The sequence below is a fragment of the Sphingomonas sp. Leaf198 genome (assembly GCF_001424005.1).
In the GTDB taxonomy this organism is placed as follows: Bacteria; Pseudomonadota; Alphaproteobacteria; order Sphingomonadales; family Sphingomonadaceae; genus Sphingomonas.
The window spans coordinates 988,581-1,008,041 of record NZ_LMPX01000002.1; the positions used below are offsets into that span (position 1 = coordinate 988,581).

At 66.6% G+C, this 19,461-nt stretch carries 18 protein-coding genes and 1 tRNA gene; 7 read left to right on the forward strand and 12 right to left on the reverse strand.

Translation table 11 applies throughout. From position 1 onward, the window contains the following. Window positions 1–198 precede the first annotated feature (198 nt). From egtD to ASG20_RS11565, 4 genes are all read right to left on the reverse strand, one after another. A complete protein-coding gene (egtD, locus tag ASG20_RS11550) occupies window positions 199–1,176 on the reverse strand; it encodes an L-histidine N(alpha)-methyltransferase (protein ID WP_056052232.1) in 978 nt (325 codons plus the stop codon). Continuing rightward, window positions 1,176–2,444, reverse strand: a complete 1,269-nt coding sequence (gene egtB, locus ASG20_RS11555) for an ergothioneine biosynthesis protein EgtB (protein ID WP_082470904.1) — start codon at window positions 2,442–2,444, stop codon at window positions 1,176–1,178. Before egtB ends, egtD begins: the two co-directional genes overlap by 1 nt. Before the next feature lie 48 nt (window positions 2,445–2,492). Continuing rightward, window positions 2,493–3,077 (reverse strand): cob(I)yrinic acid a,c-diamide adenosyltransferase, encoded by a 585-nt coding sequence (locus ASG20_RS11560; RefSeq protein ID WP_056052238.1) that lies wholly within the window; start codon window positions 3,075–3,077, stop codon window positions 2,493–2,495. Between the two features lie 160 nt (window positions 3,078–3,237). Further along, window positions 3,238–3,468, reverse strand: a complete 231-nt coding sequence (locus ASG20_RS11565) for a twin transmembrane helix small protein (protein ID WP_056052241.1) — start codon at window positions 3,466–3,468, stop codon at window positions 3,238–3,240. Between the two features lie 83 nt (window positions 3,469–3,551). On the opposite strand from ASG20_RS11565, the gene ASG20_RS11570 reads away from it, so the two are divergent. Next, entirely contained in the window at window positions 3,552–3,902 is a 351-nt protein-coding gene (locus tag ASG20_RS11570) for a DUF3147 family protein (protein WP_056052244.1), read from the forward strand. A gap of 274 nt (window positions 3,903–4,176) precedes the next feature. Here ASG20_RS11570 and gluQRS read toward each other — a convergent pair whose 3' ends face one another. After that, window positions 4,177–5,031: a tRNA glutamyl-Q(34) synthetase GluQRS gene (gluQRS, locus tag ASG20_RS11575; protein WP_201780721.1), complete on the reverse strand. Its 855-nt coding sequence runs from the start codon at window positions 5,029–5,031 to the stop codon at window positions 4,177–4,179. 89 nt (window positions 5,032–5,120) lie between these two features. On the opposite strand from gluQRS, the gene ASG20_RS11580 reads away from it, so the two are divergent. The 3 genes from ASG20_RS11580 (at window position 5,121) to ppc (ending at window position 8,868) form a co-directional block, all read left to right on the forward strand. Continuing rightward, entirely contained in the window at window positions 5,121–5,687 is a 567-nt protein-coding gene (locus ASG20_RS11580) for an HNH endonuclease (protein WP_056052248.1), read from the forward strand. A 25-nt stretch (window positions 5,688–5,712) separates the two neighbouring features. Continuing rightward, complete coding sequence (locus tag ASG20_RS11585) at window positions 5,713–6,087, forward strand: EF-hand domain-containing protein (RefSeq protein WP_056052252.1); 375 nt, start codon at window positions 5,713–5,715, stop codon at window positions 6,085–6,087. A 105-nt stretch (window positions 6,088–6,192) separates the two neighbouring features. After that, entirely contained in the window at window positions 6,193–8,868 is a 2,676-nt protein-coding gene (gene ppc, locus ASG20_RS11590; protein WP_056052255.1) for a phosphoenolpyruvate carboxylase, read from the forward strand. A 152-nt stretch (window positions 8,869–9,020) separates the two neighbouring features. Here the strand turns inward: ppc and ASG20_RS11595 are convergent, their stop codons facing one another. Together ASG20_RS11595 and ASG20_RS11600 are read right to left on the reverse strand one after the other, a co-directional pair. Further along, window positions 9,021–9,443: an acyl-CoA thioesterase gene (locus tag ASG20_RS11595; RefSeq protein ID WP_156364252.1), complete on the reverse strand. Its 423-nt coding sequence runs from the start codon at window positions 9,441–9,443 to the stop codon at window positions 9,021–9,023. Then, the gene (locus ASG20_RS11600) at window positions 9,440–11,494 is read right to left on the reverse strand and encodes a S9 family peptidase (RefSeq protein WP_056052261.1); all 2,055 of its coding nucleotides are present in this window, start codon (window positions 11,492–11,494) and stop codon (window positions 9,440–9,442) included. The genes ASG20_RS11595 and ASG20_RS11600 overlap by 4 nt, the downstream gene beginning before the upstream one ends. A gap of 187 nt (window positions 11,495–11,681) precedes the next feature. Here ASG20_RS11600 and ASG20_RS11605 point away from each other — a divergent pair, with 187 nt between their 5' ends. After that, the gene (locus tag ASG20_RS11605; protein ID WP_056052264.1) at window positions 11,682–13,013 is read left to right on the forward strand and encodes a methyl-accepting chemotaxis protein; all 1,332 of its coding nucleotides are present in this window, start codon (window positions 11,682–11,684) and stop codon (window positions 13,011–13,013) included. A gap of 38 nt (window positions 13,014–13,051) precedes the next feature. Here ASG20_RS11605 and ASG20_RS11610 read toward each other — a convergent pair whose 3' ends face one another. After that, a complete protein-coding gene (locus ASG20_RS11610; RefSeq protein WP_056052268.1) occupies window positions 13,052–13,438 on the reverse strand; it encodes a hypothetical protein in 387 nt (128 codons plus the stop codon). 226 nt (window positions 13,439–13,664) lie between these two features. Here ASG20_RS11610 and ASG20_RS11615 point away from each other — a divergent pair, with 226 nt between their 5' ends. Then, on the forward strand, window positions 13,665–15,464 hold the full coding sequence (locus tag ASG20_RS11615) for an aminopeptidase P family protein (RefSeq protein ID WP_056052271.1): 1,800 nt from the start codon (window positions 13,665–13,667) through the stop codon (window positions 15,462–15,464). Here ASG20_RS11615 and ASG20_RS19680 read toward each other — a convergent pair. Beyond that, entirely contained in the window at window positions 15,457–15,594 is a 138-nt protein-coding gene (locus ASG20_RS19680) for a hypothetical protein (RefSeq protein WP_168371626.1), read from the reverse strand. The two genes, ASG20_RS11615 and ASG20_RS19680, sit on opposite strands and share 8 nt — an antisense overlap. Window positions 15,595–15,683: 89 nt before the next feature. Between ASG20_RS19680 and ASG20_RS11620 the strand changes: the two genes are divergently transcribed. Further along, window positions 15,684–15,758 (forward strand) — tRNA-Thr (locus tag ASG20_RS11620). 66 nt (window positions 15,759–15,824) lie between these two features. Here the strand turns inward: ASG20_RS11620 and ASG20_RS11625 are convergent. The 3 genes from ASG20_RS11625 to ASG20_RS11635 form a co-directional block, all read right to left on the reverse strand. Further along, complete coding sequence (locus ASG20_RS11625; RefSeq protein WP_082470905.1) at window positions 15,825–16,562, reverse strand: class I SAM-dependent methyltransferase; 738 nt, start codon at window positions 16,560–16,562, stop codon at window positions 15,825–15,827. Window positions 16,563–16,666: 104 nt separating this feature from the next. Then, a complete protein-coding gene (locus tag ASG20_RS11630) occupies window positions 16,667–18,337 on the reverse strand; it encodes a chloride channel protein (protein ID WP_443025926.1) in 1,671 nt (556 codons plus the stop codon). Between the two features lie 391 nt (window positions 18,338–18,728). Next, the gene (locus ASG20_RS11635; RefSeq protein ID WP_056053107.1) at window positions 18,729–19,406 is read right to left on the reverse strand and encodes a type 1 glutamine amidotransferase domain-containing protein; all 678 of its coding nucleotides are present in this window, start codon (window positions 19,404–19,406) and stop codon (window positions 18,729–18,731) included. Window positions 19,407–19,461: the final 55 nt, after the last annotated feature.

The following is a 19,461-nucleotide window of genomic DNA, read 5'->3' on the forward strand; positions in this document are numbered from 1 at the left end:
TGACGGAAGCCTGCGGGTTTCGCTTTCTCAAAATCTGTTCCCAATTGCTCTTTCCCGAAATGGCCAATCGTAGACGGAGAAACGGGAACGACCGCGCTTAACGAACGGCCGTTATTGGGAGCCCGGATCGCCAGCCTGAACGTCCGGGTGTGGGCGATACTAACATCGCCCCGATCGGCAACGCTGGGCAGCCGCCCCTCAGGGCGCCGGCCGCTCCACCTGCGCCTCGGCCAGATACACGCCGAACAGACCTTCGGGATCGGTCCACGCCGCCACCGGCGTCCATCCGCCCGACCGCAGCAAGATCCGAGCATCGCGCGCGCCGTATTTGTGCGAGTTCTCCGTGTGGATCGTCTCGCCGGCAATCATTTCGAACGATCGCCCATCGACGGTAAACGCGACATCGCGCACCGCCTCCAGATGCATCTCGATCCGCGCGCGATCGTCGTTCCACACCGCCTTGTGGCGGAACGCGTCGACCGGGATATCGCCGTCCAGTTCGCGGTTGATACGCTCGAGGAGGTTCAGGTTGAACGCTGCGGTCACGCCCTGCGCATCGTCATACGCGGGCACGAGCACGTCCTCGCCCTTGATCCGGTCCATCCCGATCAGCAGCATTGCCCCCACGCCGAGCGACGATCGCATCGCGCGCAGCAGGTCGACCGCCATCAGCGGGATCATGTTGCCGATCGTCGATCCCGGAAAGAAGCCGAGCTTGGGCGTATCAGCGATCGTCTTCGGCAGGCTCAACGGCCGCATGAAGTCCGCCTCGAACGGTAGTACCAGCAGATCAGGAAACTGCTCGCCCAGCACCTTCGACGACTCCCGCAGGAAATCCCCCGAGATATCGATCGGCACATAAACCGACGGCGCCACGGCATCGAGGAGGATCGGCGTCTTGGTCGACGACCCCGACCCGAACTCGACGACCGCACGACCTTCGCCCGCAAGTGTCGCCACTTCGGGGCACGCCGTTTCCAAGATCGAACGCTCAGTCCGCGTCGGATAATATTCGGGCAGGTCGGTGATCTTCTCGAACAGCTCCGAGCCGCGCCGGTCGTAGAACCACCGTGCCGGGATCGCCCGCGGGCGCCGCGCAAGGCCGTCCAGCACGTCCGCACGGAATTGCGGGTCGGCGAGCGTCTGCTGGCCGTCCTCGATCTCAGGCTTCAACATCAGATATCTTTCGCAAGACGCACGCCGGTGAACTGCCACCGTTGGTGCGGATAGAAGAAATTGCGGTAGCTCGGCCGGGCATGGCCACGCGGCGTGGCACAACTGCCACCGCGCAGGATGAACTGCGAACTCATGAACTTGCCGTTGTATTCGCCGACGGCGCCGGCCGCGGTCACGAAACCGGGATACGGGCGGTACGCGCTGCCGGTCCACTCCCAGACATCGCCGAAGAACGCCGGACCATTCGCCGCCGGCCGAGGCTCGACCGGCCCCGCCACATCCATCTGGTTGCCGCCGTTCGCGTCGTGCGAGGCCGCCGCCGCCTCCCATTCGAACTCGGTCGGTAGTCGTGCACCGGCCCAGCTCGCATACGCATCCGCCTCGAAGAAGCTCACATGCGTCACCGGCGCCGCCGGATCGATCGCGCGCCGCCCGTCGAGCCCGAACCGTGTCCAGCCCGCCTCGCCCTGCTCCCAATACAGCGGCGCGACGATACCCTCGGCGTTTACCCACGCCCAGCCATCCGCCAGCCAATGCCGCGCTTCGGTGTAGCCGCCATCGGCAATGAACGCCGCCCATTCGCCGTTCGTCACGGTCCGGTCGGCGATCGCATGCGGCACCAGCAAGGCGGCGTGCCGCGGTCCCTCGCAATCGAACGCGAACTCGTCACCGTCATGCCCGACCTCGACGATCCCGCTCTCGCGCGCGATCCAGCCGATCGGCCCCGGCATCTCGACCGGTACTTTCCGCGGCGCCGGCCACATCGCGGGCTCCAACGGGTTTTCGGAAAACATATGAAGGATGTCGGTCACCAGCAGCTCTTGGTGCTGCTCCTCGTGATGACACCCAAGCGCCACCAGCGCCTGCGCATCCTCCGACAAGCCGGGCAGCGCATCGAGCAGCGCCGCATCGACATGCGCGCGGTACGCCCGCACCTCGTCGAGCGACGGCCGCGTCACCATCCCGCGCCGGTCGCGCGCATGGCGCCGCCCCTCGGCCTCGTAATAGCTGTTGAACAGGAATGGGAACCGCTCGTCATGCAGCGCATAACCGGCGACGTGATCGCGCAATACGAAGGTTTCGAAGAACCACGTCGTATGCGCCAGATGCCACTTGGTCGGCGACGCATCGTCCATCGACTGCACCGTCGCATCGGCATCCGACAGCGGCGCGGCGAGCGCCAGTGTCAACGCGCGTACGGCGGAAAAACGCTCACTCAAATCCGACGATGGAGCGGCGTTTGGATCAGGACGAACAGGCTGCGGCATCGATTATCCTTCAATGCGTCGCCCCGTACCGCAACGCTCGAACGCCGATCACGCCTGCGCGCGCGTAGCCCCCGGTCGCCATAGAACGTCGCCGGCCCCGTTTTGGTTCACCGCCCGCGACGCCACGAACAGGAAATCCGATAGCCGGTTAACATACGCTAATGCCGCCGGATTCAGCGGCATATCGTGCGTCGCCGCGACCGCGGATCGCTCCGCGCGTCGCGAAATCGCCCGCGCCACATGCAGTGCGGCGGCCTGCGGCGACCCGCCCGGCAGGATGAAGCTCCGCAACGGCGCAAGGTGCACGTTCATCGCATCGATCTCGCGCTCCAGTCGCTCGACCTGCGCCGGCACGATCCGCAACACCATCTCGGATGGTGCGAATCCGTCGTCGGTTGCAGGCGTCGCGAGGTCGGCACCAAGATCGAACAGATCGTTCTGGATCCGCTCCAGCGCAGCGGCGAGCGGATCGCCGCCAAGCGCCACCACCGCCACACCAATGGCGGAGTTCGCCTCGTCGACATCGCCGATCGCCTGCATCAGCGCGCTGGCCTTCGACACGCGCGACCCGTCGACCAGCCCGGTCGTACCGTCGTCACCGGTTCGCGTGTAGATCTTGTTGAGCTTGACCATTTCTATCCACCAACACCGAGACCCGTCTTGCTGACGAAAGTCAGGAACCAAAGCCCAGAGCGCATCGCCAATTACTCTGAATCCTGACGTTCGTCAGGATGACGGACGCTTACCAACGCCAGCAGCGACCGAACCGCGTAAGTGGGCGCAGCTTCTATCCTTAGTTCCGCCCCGCCGCGAACAGGATCACGACCACGATCAGGATCGCCAGCGCTTGAAAGAAGATCCGCTGCTGCATCATCCGATTCGATTTGAGCGACGCCGCGCTCGGGCCGTTGCCGTCGCGAACCTGCGCCGTCCCCTCCTGCAGGAACGACACGACGCCCCGCACCAGGGCCACGACGGTCGCGATCATCGCCGCGATCAGGAGGATGACGAGGAATGTGTTCATGAAAGGAATGTAAGCGCACCGGATGCTGCTAGCAATGGCCGTAGCAGTGTTGCGGAACCCTTCGTGATGCGTGCAAATGCTGCATGTTATACTTGACGCTGAAAGCCCTGATTTCCGGCATTCTTATCGCCGCCGCGTCGGAGATCGCCAAGCGCTATCCCGGCTTCGGCGCGCTCGTGGCGTCGCTGCCGCTGGTGTCGGTGCTCGGCATGATCTGGCTCTGGCACGACAAGCCCGACCCGCGGACGATGGCCGCGCACGCCGGGGCGACGTTCTGGTATGTGCTGCCGTCGCTGCCGATGTTCCTGCTGATCCCGGCGCTGCTCCGCCACGGCGCGCCGTTCTGGGTGTCGCTGGTGGCAGGGTGCGTGCTGACGGTCGCGCTGTATGCTGCGATGACCTGGACGGCCCCGAGGCTGGGGATCGAGCTTTAGCGCACCCACTCCAAGCAAGAGCACCACCCCGGCGCAGGCCGGGGCCCAATTGGGAAAGCCAAGGTAACGAAGCGATAAACGTCATCATCACCGTCCCCCAATTGGGCCCCGGCCTCCGCCGGGGTGGTGCGAGATTACGGGCGTTACTCCCTCCACCTTGTTTCCCCGCGAAGGCGGGGACCCAGACTGGGTCCCCGCCTTCGCGGGAGAACAAGGAGGCATAGGCTGCCATCCGTTTCTCAGCACACCTTGCGGCTGACTCGGACGTTGACGATCAGCAGCGCGAGACAGCCGCGATCACCCCACTTCGTACCCGAGCCGCCAGTGCCAGCCCATCCTCCCCCGCCGCCCGCATCTCCGCCAGCGAGCGCGCCCCATCCCGCTTCGCCAACCGCCGCCCCGCCGCATCCACCACCAGCGGATGATGATGATATTCCGGCACCGGCAACCCGAGCAGCGCCTGCAACACCCGGTGCACGTCGGTCGCCGCGAACAGGTCCACCCCGCGCACCACGTCCGTCACCCCCTGCGCCGCATCGTCCAAGGTCACCGCCAGATGATAGCTCGCCGGCGCATCCTTCCGCGCCAGCACGACATCCCCCTGCGACAGCGGATCCGCCACGACGGTCCCGGCAATCGCATCATGCCACGCGAGCACGCCGGTAATCGCCACGGCCTTCACCATGTCGAGCCGCCAGCAATGCGCCACACCCCCCCGCGCAGCGACCTCCTCCGCGCTCAAACGGCGACACGTGCCCGGATAGACCGGTCCGACGTCCCCCTGCGGCGCCGACGCGCTCGCCGCGATCTCCGCCCGCGTACAGAAACAGGGGTAAACCAGCCCGCGCGCCTTCAAAGCCTCCAGCGCAACATCATACGTAGCCAACCGCTCCGACTGGAACACCAAAGAGTCCCACCGCAACCCAAGCCACCCCAGGTCCTCCAAGATCCCCGCGACGAACTCCGGCCGACTCCGCGTCCCGTCGATATCCTCGATCCGCAGCAGGAACCGCCCGCCCCGCTCCCGCGCATAGTCGTGCGCCCTGATCGCCGACACCGCGTGGCCCAGGTGCAACCGCCCCGTCGGGCTCGGCGCGAACCGCGTTACGACCGGTCCGTCGCTCAGCACGCTTGACCGACCGCCACGCGGCGTGCTGTCATGGCGGTGTCATCGCTGTCGTCCATAGGGCGCTCTGCGAAGCCTGAGTGGGAGGAGCCGTGTTTCACCCCGATCTGATGCGTCATCCGGATGGTTGTCCGGCGCTTGTGCTCAATGCCGATTACACGCCGCTTTCCTACTATCCGCTCAGCGTCTGGCCGTGGCAAACCGCGGTCAAGGCTGTCTTCCTCGACCGTGTCGACATCGTCGCCACCTATGAACGCGAAGTCCGCAGCGCCAATTTCGCGCTGAAGCTGCCCTCGGTGATCGCGCTCAAGCAGTTCGTCCGACCGTCGCAATTTCCCGCCTTTACCCGCTTCAACCTGTTCCTGCGCGACAAGTTCACCTGCCAATATTGCGGCAAGCTGCGCGATCTCACCTTCGACCATGTCGTCCCCCGCGCGCAAGGTGGGCGTACCACATGGGAGAACGTCGTCACCGCCTGCTCGCCCTGCAACCTCAAAAAGGGCGGGCGCACGCCCAAACAGGCGGCGATGCCGCTGCACATCGAGGCGATCCGCCCGACCAACTGGCACCTTCAGGAACACGGCCGCAGCTTCCCGCCCAACTACCTGCACGACACGTGGCACGACTGGCTGTACTGGGACATCGAACTCGAGGCCTGACGGCATCGATACGACGGGAGATTCTATGCAGGTGAAACTGGTAGCGGCGCTCGCCGCGACGGGAATTCTGGTGTCCGCGTGCGGCGACAAGGACGCGCAGCGCGCGCAGGCCGACGCCAACGCGGTCGGCTTCGTGCCGCCCTCGGTAACCTCGCGGCTCGATTTCGGCGCCAGCATGGAACGCCGCTTCCGCACGCTCGACCGCAACGGCGACGATCGCGTCACCAAGGACGAGCTCCCCTCGCCCAACGCGCGCATCAAGGCGTTCGACCGCAACAAGGACGGCGTCATCACCGCGATCGAGTGGAGCGAAGGCACGCTCGCCTGGTTCGACAGGATGGACCTGAACCACGACGGCACGGTGACGTCGGAAGAGCGCGCGGAGTCGCGTAAGCGCTGATCTGTGCAATAATCTGTCGCCTAAAGCACTAAACAAGCGACTATTTAAGCGTGTCGCGCGGTGTTCTTGGTTGACCTGATCCCTGCCGCAGCGCAGCAGGGAATCATGGCAAGCCTCCCCGCAATCGCGAACAATTCCGACATCCGCTTCCTCGGCAAACTGCTCGGCGACGTCATCCGCGCCTATGGCGGCGAGCGTCTGTTCGAAGCCACCGAGACGATCCGCAAAGCCTCGGTCGAGCGCCACCGCGACGCCTCCGAAGGCAAGCCCGGCGACGATCGCGCCGTCGATCTCAGCCTCGAAAAACTCAGCCTCGACGAGACGCTCGATTTCGTCCGCGGCTTCATGCTGTTCTCGATGCTCGCCAACCTCGCCGAGGACCGCCAGGGCATCGCCGCGGAAGACGGCGCCGACCTCGCCTCCGCGATCGCCCAACTCGAATCCGAAGGCATCGACCGCGCCCAGATCCGCACGTTGCTCGACCACGCGCTGATCGCCCCCGTCCTCACTGCGCACCCGACCGAAGTGCGGCGGAAAAGCATGATCGACCACCGCAACCGCATCGCCGAGCTGATGGGCCTGCGCGATCTCGGCCGCGACACCACGCCGGATGGCGACAGCGTCGACGACGCGATCCTCCGCCAGATCGCTTTGCTCTGGCAAACCCGCGTCCTGCGCCGCGACCGCCTCTACGTCACCGACGAGGTCGACACCGCGCTCAGCTACCTCCGCGACGTGTTCCTCCCCGCGCTCCCCGCGCTCTACCAGCGCTGGGACCGCGCACTCGGCGAACGCACGCCCAGCTTCCTGCGCCCCGGCAGCTGGATCGGCGGCGACCGCGACGGCAACCCGTACGTCACCGCCGACTCGCTCAAGACCGCGCTGTCGAAGGCGAGCGAAGCCGTGCTCGGCTATTACTGCGACGCAGTGCACGCACTCGGCGCCGAGCTCTCGATCTCGACCGAGCACGCCCCCGCCGATGCCGCGGTCCAGGCGCTCGCCGACGCCAGCGGCGACGATGCCGCCAGCCGTAGCGACGAGCCCTATCGCCGCGCGCTCTCCGGCATCTACGCCCGCCTGTCCGCGACGCACGACGCGCTTACCGGCAAGCACGCCCCCCGCCCCGGCCGCCTCGTCGGCGAGCCCTATGCGAACCCCGCCGACTTCCGCGCCGACCTCGTCACGCTCGCGCACGGCCTGGGCATCGCGCTGAAGACCGGCGGCGCGCTCGGCCGGCTGATCCGCGCGGTCGAGACGTTCGGCTTCCACCTCGCCACCTTGGATCTCCGCCAGAACAGCGCCGTCCACGAACGCGTCGTCGCCGAACTGCTCAAGGTCGCAGGGGTCGAGGGCGATTACCTCGCGCTAGACGAGGATGCGCGCGTCGCGCTGCTACGCCGCGAACTGGCCAACGCCCGCCCGCTCACCTCGCGCTTCGCCGAATATTCCGAAGAAACCGCCGGCGAACTCGCGATCGTCCAGGCCGCCGCCGACGCGCACGCCGCGTACGGCCCGGCGTGCATCACCAACTACATCGTCTCGATGGCGCAGTCGGTCAGCGACCTGCTCGAAGTTAATTTGCTCCTGAAGGAAGTCGGCCTCTACCGCCCCGGTGAAAGCCCGACCGCGGCGATCATGGCCGTGCCCTTGTTCGAGACGATCGGCGATCTCGAAGCCGCCCCCGCCGTCATGACCGCCTGGTTCGCGCTCCCCGAGATCGCGACGATCTCCAAGGCACGTGGCCATCAGGAAGTGATGATCGGCTATTCGGACAGCAACAAGGACGGGGGATATCTCACCTCCACCTGGCGGCTTTCGAAAGCATCGACCGCACTCAAACCCGTCTTCGCCGCAGCCGGCGTCGGCATGCAGCTGTTCCACGGCCGCGGCGGCGCGGTCGGGCGCGGCGGCGGCTCGGCGTTCCGTGCGATCCGCGCGCAACCCTCGGGCACCGTCCAGGGCCGCATTCGCATCACCGAGCAAGGCGAGGTCATCGCCGCGAAATACGGCACGCGCGACGCCGCGATGACCAACCTCGAAGCGATCGCCTCGGCCACGCTGCTCGCCAGCCTCGAGCCAGAACGCCTGTCGAACGCCGACAACGCAAGCTTCTCTGCGGCAATGGACACGCTCAGCGACACCGCGTTCCACAGCTACCGCGACCTCGTCTATGGTACCGAAGGCTTCCGCACCTTCTTCCGCCAGATGACCCCGATCGCCGAGATCGCCGGCCTCAAGATCGGCAGCCGCCCCGCCAGCCGCACCAAGTCCGACCGCATCGAAGACCTCCGCGCCATCCCCTGGGTCTTCAGCTGGGCGCAGGCGCGCGTCATGCTCCCCGGCTGGTACGGGGTCGGCCGCGCGATCGCCGATTTCGAGGACAAGGCGCTGCTGAAGGACATGGCGCAAGGCTGGCCCCTCTTCGCCTCCGCGCTGGCGAACCTCGAGATGGTGCTGGCCAAGTCCGACATCGGCATCGCCGAACGCTATGCCGGGCTAGTCGAGGACGACAAACTCCGCGAGATCTTCACCACGATCCGCGACGGCTGGCACCAGACCCACGACGGCCTTCTGCAAGTCACCGGCCAGTCGCGCCTGCTCGAAAAGCACCCCGCCCTAGACGCCTCGATCCGCCTCCGCCTCCCCTATATCGAGCCGCTCAACCTTCTCCAGATCGAACTGATCAAACGCCGCCGCGCCGGCGAGGACGACCCGCGGATAGGCGAAGGCATCCTCCTATCCATCAACGCCATCGCCACCGCCCTAAGAAACAGCGGCTAATCCTCCCCGGCACGGGGAGGGGGACCAGCGAAGCTGGTGGAGGGGGCGTGCGACAAAAGTACCAGCCGTGAGACTCGCCTTACCCGATCGCAGCGCCCAGTACCGCTCCGACACAGCCGTAACGCTTGCGGCACTCCCCCTCCACCACGCCGCTACGCGTCGCGGTCCCCCTCCCCGTGCCGGGGAGGATAAAACGGCGCTGCCACATCCTCGCGCACCCGCATCAACCGCCCGGTCGCACGATCCAGCAAAGCCCAGGTCGTCACCGCCTCAAGCTTCACCTTCCCATCATCCCCCAAAAACCGCACATGCCGATCGAACCGAGCCCCCTTCGGCGCCCCCTCGACCCACGTCTCACCAACGACCGTCTCCCCCGAAACGACACTCCCGCGGTAATCGATCTCATGCCGCGTCACGACCCACACATACGCCAGCTTGTGCTCAGGTGGCGCCACCGCCTCCCAATGCGCAGTCGCGATCGCCTGGATCCACTGCACCCAGACCGCATTGTTCACATGCCCAAGCTCATCGATATCCGCGTCCTGCGCCGTGATCGAGAGCGTGAACCGGCTCACCCCGCGACGCCCAGCTGCCACAGCACGAACGCGTGTTCCTCCGCGCCCTCACGCAGCGATTCGAACCGCCCCGACTTGCCGCCATGCCCCGCGCCCATGTTGGTCTTGAGCAGCAGCACATTGTCGTCGGTCTTCATGCGCCGCAGCTTCGCCGCCCACTTCGCCGGCTCCCAGTACGTGACGCGCGGATCGTTCAGCCCGCCGCTGATGAACATCGGCGGATAAGCCTGCGCCTTCACGTTGTCGTACGGCGAATACGACCGGATCAGCTTGAACGCAGCCTCGTCTTCGATCGGATTGCCCCATTCGGGCCACTCGCCCGGCGTCAGCGGCAGGCTCTCGTCCAGCATCGTGTTCAGCACGTCGACGAACGGCACATCCGCGATCACCGCACCCCACAGTTCGGGATCGGAATTGACCACCGCCCCCATCAGCTCGCCGCCCGCGGACCGCCCGGCGATCGCGATCTTCCCCGCCGACGTCCACTGCGCATCGACCAGCGCCTTCGCCACATCGACGAAATCATTGAACGTGTTCGCGCGCTTCTCGAGCTTGCCATCCAGATACCATTGCTGGCCCAGATCATCGCCGCCGCGGATATGCGCGATCGCATAGGCAAACCCGCGATCGAGCAAGCTCATCCGCCCGGTCGAGAAGCCCGGCGGGATCGCATAGCCGTACGCGCCATAGGCATAGAGGAACAAAGGCGCCGACCCATCGCGCACGAACCCCGCCGGATACACGATCGACACCGGGATCTCGGTCCCGTCCCGCGCAACGATCTTGAGCCGCTCGGTCGCATATTTCGCCGCGTCATACCCGCTCGGGATCTCCTGCACCTTGAGCATCGTCCGCTCGCCGGTATCGACGTCATAGTCGTACACCGTCCCCGGCGTGACCATCGACTCATACCCAAGCCGCAACACCGTCATGTCGTACTCGGGATTGTCCCCCAGCCCGGCGACATAGCTCGCCTCGGGGAAGTCGATCCGCTTGCCCTCGGTCGGCGTCTCGTATCGGTGGATCGCGATCTGATCGAGGCCATCCTCGCGCCCGTCGACGACGAAGAAGTCCTGATAGCACTCCACCCCGGTCATATAGAAATGCGGCGAGGCCGGAATCAGCTCGCTCCACGCATCCGGCTCCTCGACCAGCGCGGTACAAAGCCGGAAATTCGGATCGACGTCGTTGGTGTGGATGAACAGCGTCCCGTCATGCTCGTCCACATCATATTCGCGGCCCACCTTCCGCGCCGAAACGAGGATCGGCACCGCCAGAGGCTCATGCGCGGGCAGCAGGTACAGCTCGCTCGTCACATGATCGCTGGTCGCAATCACGATCCACTTGCGCGAACTCGTCTCGCCGACGCCGACGCGAAAGCCCTCGTCTTCCTCGTGGAACAGCACGACGTCCTCGGAGATCGGCGTCCCCAACCGGTGGAACCGCGCATTGTCGGTCCGCCACTGCTCGTTCGCCAGCCCGTACAGGAAGCCCGCATCGTCCGCAGTCCAGACGATCTCGCTGAGCATCCCCGGGATCACGTCGGGCAGATGCTCGCCGGTATCCAGGTCCTTGACCCGAACCTCGAACCGCTCGCTCCCATTGTCGTCGATCGCATAGGCAAGATAGCGCCCGTCATTGCTGATCGAGAACGCCCCGAGCCGGAAATACTCGTGCCCCTCCGCCAGCGACGGCTCGTCGAGCAACAGCTCGTCGTCGCCACCCACGACCGGCTTGCGCCACCATTTCTTATACTGCCCGCCGGTCTCGTACGCGGTCCAGTAGAGCCAATCGCCATCCTTCTGCGGCACCGAGGATTCGTCCTCCTTGATGCGCGCCTTCATCTCTTCGTAGATCGTGTCGGTGAGCGCTTCGTGCGGCGCCATCTGCTCTTCGAAATACACGTTCTCGGCGGCGAGATACGCCAGCACGTCGGCGTCATCGACCTCCGGATAGTTCGGATCCTTCAGCCACGCATAGGGATCCTCGATCGTCACGCCATGCGTGGTGAATCTGTGCGGGCGCTGTTCGGCGATGGGGGGCGTGGTCATGCCGGTGTGTTAGCCGTGCAGCCGACGGAAGCCAACGCCCGTCCCCGTGCGGGATACGGACCCGTCCGGCACCAAAACCCCCTAACAGAGCGTTAAGCAGAGTATGAAGAATTTATTGCCGTTGTGGACCTAAACACGCCGCAGGTTCGCCTAGAATGTGTGTTGTTTACAAAGCGGAGAAAATAGATTGCTGTGGTTTCAGGAGGTTGCGCCGATCCGTCAGAAGATGATGATCGCGTTCACCGGTATGACCCTCTTGGTCGCGCTTGGCGTGATGACGACCTTCGTAGCGTCGGTCGCGGGCTACCCGATCGTCGGCCTGGCCCTGGGAGCCGCGATCACGATCGCTGCCGGTTGCGCCGGTGCCCGGATCCGAACGGCCGTGTGCGATCCGTACGTCTCCACCGTGGTGCGCATGGAAGCGCTCGCCAAGGGCGACCTTGACGCGCCGATCGCCCACACCGCGTATCGGGATTGCGTCGGCCGGATGACCAAGGCGATGTTCTCGTTTCGAGAGACGGCGGCGGCAAGGCTCAAGCAATCCGCCGCGCAGGACGAGATGATCGCGGTCTTCCGCGACCACCTCGAAAAATTCGGCCGGGGCGATCTGACGGCCAGCATCACTGCCGACCTGATGCCGGAGTATCTGCCGTTGAAGACCGACTTCAACGCTGCGATCGACTCGATGCGCAACCTGATCGGCTCGGTATCGGACAGCGCGGCGAGCATCCAGACCGGCTCGGGCGAGATCGCCCAGGCGTCGGAAGATCTTGCCCGGCGGACCGAGAGCAATGCGGCGTCGCTGGAAGAAACCACCGCCTCGGTGACGCAGATGGATGCGCGGCTCCGCGCGTCGGCGGCAGCAGCGACCCGCACCGTCCAGCGCGCGAATCAGACCATCGCGACGGTCGGCAGCGGGCGAACGGTGGCGGAAGAGGCCGTGCAGGCGATGGGGCGTGTTTCGGAGAGCGCCAAGGGCATCGACAGCGTGATCGAAGGGCTCGACAAGATCGCGTTCCAGACGCGCGTGCTGGCAATGAATGCCGCAGTCGAAGCGGGCCGTGCGGGTGACGCCGGCCGCGGTTTCGCCGTGGTCGCCGACCTCGTCTCGGCGCTGGCGATGCGCGCCGAGGAAGAGGCAAAGCGGGCGCGCGATCAGCTGACGGTCACGCAGACCGAGGTCGTGACCGCGGTCGAGGCGGTGACCCGCGTCGATGGCGCGCTGAGCACCATCGTCGACGACGTCGCCGAGGTACACGAACTGCTCGCGACGATGGCCGCGGACAACCAAGCGCAGTCGGCGGCGATCACCGAAATCTCCACGGCGATCGGGACGATGGACCAATCGACGCAGCAGAACGCGGCGATGGTCGAGGAAACCTCCGCCGCCGCCCGCAATCTCGCGAACGAAGTGCGATCGCTGTCCACCCAGGCCGCGAGCTTCAAGATATCCCGGGGTGATGGTCCACGGTCGACCGCACGCAAACCGGACTATGCGCCGCAAGCCGCCTATGCCTGACGGGTCGACCGTTCGCAGGGAGATCCCCGATCAACGGCTCATGAACGACAGATTCGCATCGCCACCGCGTCCAGCTCGCGATCGTAGCTGGCGCGCTCGGCCGCGCTGAGGAAGCCCTGTTTCTTCACGAAACGGTCGGTCGCATGGCGCACCGCCTCGACCCGCTTGAACAGCGTGTCGGTCTGTCGCTGCGTCAGCCGGCGTGCCTTGCGGGCAGTGCCGAGGTCGGCTTCGAGGATGTTCGCGCGCATCGATATGTGCGCCTGTCGAGCATCCTTGATGCTGCCGCCGGTCTCGGCCTTCAGCGCGTGTTGAGCGCGAATATCGCAACTCGGACAGGTCTGCTTCAACGACTGCGCGTCGGCACCGCCAGTAGCGAAAACGGGGGCGGCGACGGCGAGGGCTACGGCAAACACGGCTTTCATCGGACACTCCTTGCGGCATCGCGGATCGATGCGGCACGCCGTGTACGCCCGGCAACCTGAACGGCTTCCGTGCGGCGGGCATCGTGATCAAGGGGTACGATACCCGACCACGCTCGATAGTCCGGATCGACCTCTCGTTTCCCGAAACGGTCGCCCGGAACCGACCGAGCTGCTATCGCGCTGCTTTGCCGCCCACGCGCCATTTCCAGACCAGAGAGTCCGCCCCATGCCGACCCCGACCGACCGCCTCGCCGCCCTGCGCGTACAGCTCGCGACCGACCGCCTCGACGGCTTCGTGATCCCGCTGACCGACGAGCATATGAGCGAATATGTCGGCGGCTACGCGCAGCGGCTCGGCTGGCTAACCGGCTTCGGCGGGTCGGCCGGTACCGCCGTGGTCCTCGCCGACCGCGCCGCGATCTTTACCGATGGCCGCTACACGATCCAGGTCCGCGAGCAGGTCGACGGCGCGCTGTGGGCGTATGCCGACGTGCCGCAGACCAGCCCCGCCGCGTGGCTCGGCCAGCATGCGCCCGAGGGCGGTCGGATCGGCTACGACCCGTGGCTGCACACCGGCGGCTGGGTCGCCGTCGCGACCGCCGCGCTCGCCGATGGCGGCGCGACGCTGGTCGCGGTCGACGCCAACCCGGTCGACGCAATCTGGACCGACCGCCCCCTGCCCTCGCCCGCCAAGCTCACCGTCCAGCCCGACCAGTTCACCGGTGCCTCCTCCGCCGAGAAACGCGCGGCGATCGCCGACTGGCTGGCCGAGCACAAGGCCGACGCGGTCGTCCTCACCGCACTCGATTCGATCGCCTGGGCGCTCAACGTCCGCGGCGGCGACGTCGACCACACGCCCGTTGCGCTGTCCTACGCGATCGTCGGCGCGGACGGCACCACCGACCTGTTCGTCGCGCCCGACAAGCTCGACGACGCGGTCCGCCAGCATCTCGGCAACGCGGTCCGCCTCCATGATCGCAGCGCGTTCTCAGCGGCCCTCGCGACCTATACCGGCAAGCGCGTCGCCGCCGATCCCGAACGCGCAGTCGCCGCGATCACGCAGGCCCTCCAGTCCGGCGGCGCCAAGATCCTGCCCCTCCGCGACCCCGTCGTCCTCGCCAAGGCGATCAAGAACCCGGTCGAGATCGCCGGCCACTGCGCTGCCTCCGCCCGCGATGGCGCCGCGCTCGCGCGCTTCCTCCGCTGGGTCGAAATCGAGTGCGTGAAGGGGGGCCAGACCGAACTCAGCGCCGCCGCCAAGCTGCTCGCCTTCCGCGAACAGACCGGCGTCCTCAAGGACACCTCGTTCGACACGATCTCCGCCACCGGCCCGCACGGTGCGATCCCGCACTACCACGTCACCGAGGCATCGAGCGCGCCGATCGAACCCGGCCAGCTCTATTTGATCGACTCCGGCGGCCAATATGCGGACGGCACCACCGACGTGACGCGCGTGATGCCGATCGGCGAACCGACCGCGGAAATGCGCGACCGCTTCACCCGCGTCCTCAAGGGCCATATCGGCATCGCCACCGCGGTCTTCCCCGACGGCACGATGGGCGGCCAGATCGACGCGTTTGCCCGCCGCCCGCTCTGGGAAGCCGGGCTCGATTTCGGCCACGGCACCGGCCACGGCGTCGGTTCGTATCTCGCGGTCCACGAAGGCCCGCAGCGGATCGCCGCGCCCAACTACCCCGGCGGCGCGGCGATGGAGCCCCTGCGTGCAGGCATGATGCTGTCGAACGAGCCCGGCTATTACAAGGCCGGCGAATACGGCATCCGCATCGAGAACCTGATCCTGATCGAACCCCGCACGATCCCCGGCGCCGACCGGGAGATGCTAGGCTTCGAGACGCTCACCTTCTGCCCGATCGAGCGAACGCTAATCGAGCCGACGCTGCTGACCCCGCAGGAGCGCGCCTGGGTCGACGACTATCACGCGAAGGTGCTGGCGGTCCTGACGCCGGAAATGACGGATGCGGAGGATCGCGCCTGGCTCACCGCCAAGTGCGCACCCCTCAGCTAGACGGCTCGTCCTTGATCGCAGGCGCTGCCCCGACGGCACGCGCCTGCGCCTTCCGCCGCCGCAGATTCTCGCGCAACGCAGCCGCCATGCGCTCGGCCTTCTCCGCCGCCTTTCGATCCCGATCGTCCATAAATACGCCCTATATCGGGTCGCGATGCCTTGACAATCGCGCCGCCCTCGTCTCTTAGCCCCACTCCGCCGGCAGCGATGTCAGCGAGTGCTGCCGTAGCTCAGTGGTAGAGCGCATCCTTGGTAAGGCTGAGGTCGTGAGTTCAATCCTCACCGGCAGCACCAGTATTTCCCGGCTGGTCGACGATCCGAAGCGACGTCGACCAGCGCGGACCACCCAGACAGCGCCGCTTACGGCTTCCTGAACTTGTAGACGAACTGGTCGGTCTTGCCGCGGATCTCCGGGTCGAACACCGCCTTGCTGTGATCGTCCGCCGGATTGCGCAACACCGGCGACTGGCCCACGAACCTGAATCCTGCCGCCTCGACCTGCGTCTTAACCGCCGCCGGATCGATCCGGTGCCGTGTGCTGGTGCCGGTCATGCCGGTGCCCGGCGCGTCGGCATGGTCGATCACCACATAGGTGCCCCCGCGCTTCAGCATGCGGAACACCGCGGTATCGAACGCGCGCAACGCCGCCTCGCCCGCGCCGTCGTTCGGAATGTCGTGGTAATTCTGCACCGTCCAGAACAGGTCGACGGGCTGGGGCGAGGTCGGCAGGTTGGTCGCCTGGACCTCGGCGGTCACGTTACCGAGCGCGCGTGCCTGCAACGCTGGCAGCGACTTCTCGGCGTATTTGGCCCCTGCCGCCGGCCAGACTGCGTAGACATGCCCCTTGGGCCCGATGACGCCGGTGAAGATCCGCGTCCAATAGCCGGCGCCCGGCAGGTAATCGACCACCACGTCGCCCGGCTTCACACCCGAGAACGCCAGCACTTCGGCGGCTTTGCGGCGCGCGTCGTCGCCCTGCTGGTCGGCGCGTGCAGGGTCCGCCAGCGCCTTGGTTATGACCGCGTTCGCCTTTTGCGCCGCCACCGGTACGGCAGCGGCGGCGATCGCCACGACCGCGCCCATCAACATGACCTTCATTGTCCGTCTCCCAGCGGCCGGCGCCATCGCCAAGCCTGCGCGCACGATCGTACCGTCGCCGCCGCTAGTCCAGATGGTTCTCGCCGATCAGCACGATTGCCCGGTCATCGCTCGCCGAACAGTTCGCGCTGCGCCTTTTCCAGTTCCTCGGCATAGCGTCGGCGGACGAACGATTCGGACAACAGGCCGAGCACGCGGCGATCGTCGTCGAGCACCGCCAGTTCGTCCGCGCCCGACGCGTCGAACCGCGCCATGACTTCGGTGATGTCCATCGCTGGCGCGAGCGCGGCCTCCTTGTTGATCGCCAGCGCGCCGACCGGTGCCTGTGGATCATGGCCCTCGGCGTAGGCGGTGGGGGTCTGGACGATCCCGGCATAGCGCGCGGCATCGTCGACCAGCACCGCGCGGCTGGTCGCGCCAAGCGGAACCTGGCGGCGGAACTCCGCCATCGTCAGGTCGGCGCGCATCACCTTGGTCTCGCGGCGCATCATCCGCCCCGCGGTCAGCGTCTTGACCCAGCCGACGTCGCGCGCGCTCTTGATCGTCTCGCCGCGCAGATGAAGCCGCCATGTCGAGAAGCTGTAGCCGAACGCCTCGCGCACGATCGTCGACGAGACCAGCACCGCCGCCAGCACCGCGCCGGTCACCGCGAAGTCATGCGTCGCCTCCAGCACGAGCATCACCATCGTCATCGGCCCGCCGACCACCGCGACCGCGAGTGCCGCCATCCCGACGAGCGCTGCGTTGCGGGGATCGATCACGTCATGCCCCATGACCGCGGCCATGCTGCCGGCGAAGAGGTGCCCGACCAGCGTGCCGAGAAACAACGACGCGAAGAACAGCCCGCCGCGAAAGCCGAAGCCGAGCGAGACGATCGATGCCGCGCATTTGGCAAGGAAGATCGTCAGGATGAACAGCAACGGCGCGCCGACCGCGAGATCGGCGTGGAGCGCACCGTGCCCGGCCGACAACACCTGCGGCGACATCAGCGCGATCGGGATCAGCAGCATCCCGCCGATCGCGAGTCTCGCCCAGTCGGGCAGGCGCAGCCGCCGCGTTCCCGCCTCGACGAACCCGACCGCACGCATCAGCGCGATACCGATCACCGCACAGATCGCGCCGAGCGCCGCATAGATCAGATAGTGATGCGATTCGGTCGCCATCGTCGACGCCGCATCGATCACATAGGGATGGATACCGAGCTGCTGCGCGACCAGCGTGCCCGCCAGCGCCGCCGCAACGACCGGTGCCAGCGCGGTCGGCGTATACGCGCCGATGACGATCTCGAACGCGTAGAACGCGCCGGCGAGCGGTGCACCGAACGCCGCCGCGATCGCCGCGCCGGTGCCCGCCCCGACCAGATTGCGCAGATCGGCGCGCCGCAGCGTGAAGGCGTTGCCAACCACCGACGCCACCGCGCCGCCAAGCTGCGCATACGCGGCCTCGAGACCGACCGAGGCGCCGAAGCCGTTCGACAGGATCGTCTGTCCGGAGATGATCAGGCTGTCGCGCACCGACATGCGGCCGCCGTGGAGCGCGTTCGCCTCGACCGCGTCGACCATCCGCCGCGTTCGCGCGCGCGTCGCCCAGGAGAATACGGCGAGGATCGCGCCGCCGATCGGCAGCACGAGGAGCGCGGTCAGGGGCAATGCCGGTGCTGCGCTGAGACGTGCGCCGATCGGCAGGTCGAACAGGACGCGCTGCATCGTCCGCGCGATCGCCCCTTGGAGGACGCTGAACAGCCCGGCCCCGGCGCCGACCACGGTTGCGAGCACGATGAACGCGACTTCGCTCGCACGGACACGCCGACGGACCCATTTCAGAAGGACGGTAGCGTGCAGGGTCGATCCTCGAACAGCGGTACCGTGAGGGCCTTAATCGGTTGCGGCGCAGGCGAATACCGGATTCCTGCTACCGGGCCTTTCCCGCTTCGGGCCGCCGCCCCGCTCGCTGCGATCCTGTCCCATGCGTGCCGATCACGAACGCCCGATGCGGGGCTTACGCCGCCCCACCCACCGTCATTCCCGCGCAGGCGGGAACCCATAAAGGCTAACTTCGCGATACGATCGCAAGGCTAGCAACTATGGATCCCCGCCTGCGCGGGGATGACGATCGAGCGTGGGTGGAGCTCAAGTCATCAAAGGCAACCCGAAGACCGCCCGGTACTTACCCCAACGCGTTCACCAGCTCCTGCGCCGCCGCAGCAGACGACGCCGGGTTCTGCCCGGTGATCAGCAAGCCGTCGCGCAGGACGTGGACGCCCCAGTCGCCGGTCTTCGAATAGATGCCGCCCTGCTCCTTGAGCATATCCTCGACCAGGAACGGAACGACGTCGGTCAGTCCGACCGCGGCCTCTTCGGTGTTGGTGAACCCGGTGACCTTCTTACCCGCCACGAGCGGGCTGCCGTCCGCGTTCTTGACGTGACGGAAGACACCCGGCGCATGGCAGACCGCAGCGACCGGCTTGTTGGCCGCGATCGCGCCTTCGATCAGCGCACGCGACGTCGCGTCCTCCGCCAGATCCCACAACGGGCCGTGGCCTCCGGGATAGAAGACCGCATCGAAATCGGCGATCGACACCGTGTCGAGGCGGTGAGTCGCCGCGAGCAGCGCCTTGGCTTCGTCGTCCGCTTCGAACCGGCGCGTCTCGGCGGTCTTCGCGCTCTCGTCGTTGCTCTTGGGATCGAGCGGCGGCTGGCCGCCCTTCGGCGACGCCAGCGTGATCGCCGCGCCCGCTTCCTTCAGCACGTAATAGGGCGCTGCGAACTCCTCGAGCCAGAAGCCGGTCTTCTCGCCGGTATCGCCGAGGCGATCATGCGAGGTCAGCACCATCAGGATGTTCATGTCGTTCTCCATCGCTCACTCTGTCGAGTGCGCCAGATGGGGGCGACGGCGCGGA

Coding starts and splice junctions, on each gene's coding strand:
- ASG20_RS11600 (WP_056052261.1), bottom strand. CDS start 11,494: ATGACCACGCCCCCCATCGCCGAACAGCGCCCGCACAGATTCACCACG.
- egtB (WP_082470904.1), bottom strand. CDS start 2,444: ATGCCGCAGCCTGTTCGTCCTGATCCAAACGCCGCTCCATCGTCGGAT.
- ASG20_RS11635 (WP_056053107.1), bottom strand. CDS start 19,406: ATGAACATCCTGATGGTGCTGACCTCGCATGATCGCCTCGGCGATACC.
- ASG20_RS11625 (WP_082470905.1), bottom strand. CDS start 16,562: ATGAAGGTCATGTTGATGGGCGCGGTCGTGGCGATCGCCGCCGCTGCC.
- ASG20_RS11565 (WP_056052241.1), bottom strand. CDS start 3,468: ATGAACACATTCCTCGTCATCCTCCTGATCGCGGCGATGATCGCGACC.
- ASG20_RS11615 (WP_056052271.1), top strand. CDS start 13,665: ATGCCGACCCCGACCGACCGCCTCGCCGCCCTGCGCGTACAGCTCGCG.
- ASG20_RS19680 (WP_168371626.1), bottom strand. CDS start 15,594: ATGGACGATCGGGATCGAAAGGCGGCGGAGAAGGCCGAGCGCATGGCG.
- ASG20_RS11560 (WP_056052238.1), bottom strand. CDS start 3,077: ATGGTCAAGCTCAACAAGATCTACACGCGAACCGGTGACGACGGTACG.
- ASG20_RS11570 (WP_056052244.1), top strand. CDS start 3,552: ATGTTATACTTGACGCTGAAAGCCCTGATTTCCGGCATTCTTATCGCC.
- ppc (WP_056052255.1), top strand. CDS start 6,193: ATGGCAAGCCTCCCCGCAATCGCGAACAATTCCGACATCCGCTTCCTC.
- ASG20_RS11610 (WP_056052268.1), bottom strand. CDS start 13,438: ATGAAAGCCGTGTTTGCCGTAGCCCTCGCCGTCGCCGCCCCCGTTTTC.
- egtD (WP_056052232.1), bottom strand. CDS start 1,176: ATGTTGAAGCCTGAGATCGAGGACGGCCAGCAGACGCTCGCCGACCCG.
- ASG20_RS11585 (WP_056052252.1), top strand. CDS start 5,713: ATGCAGGTGAAACTGGTAGCGGCGCTCGCCGCGACGGGAATTCTGGTG.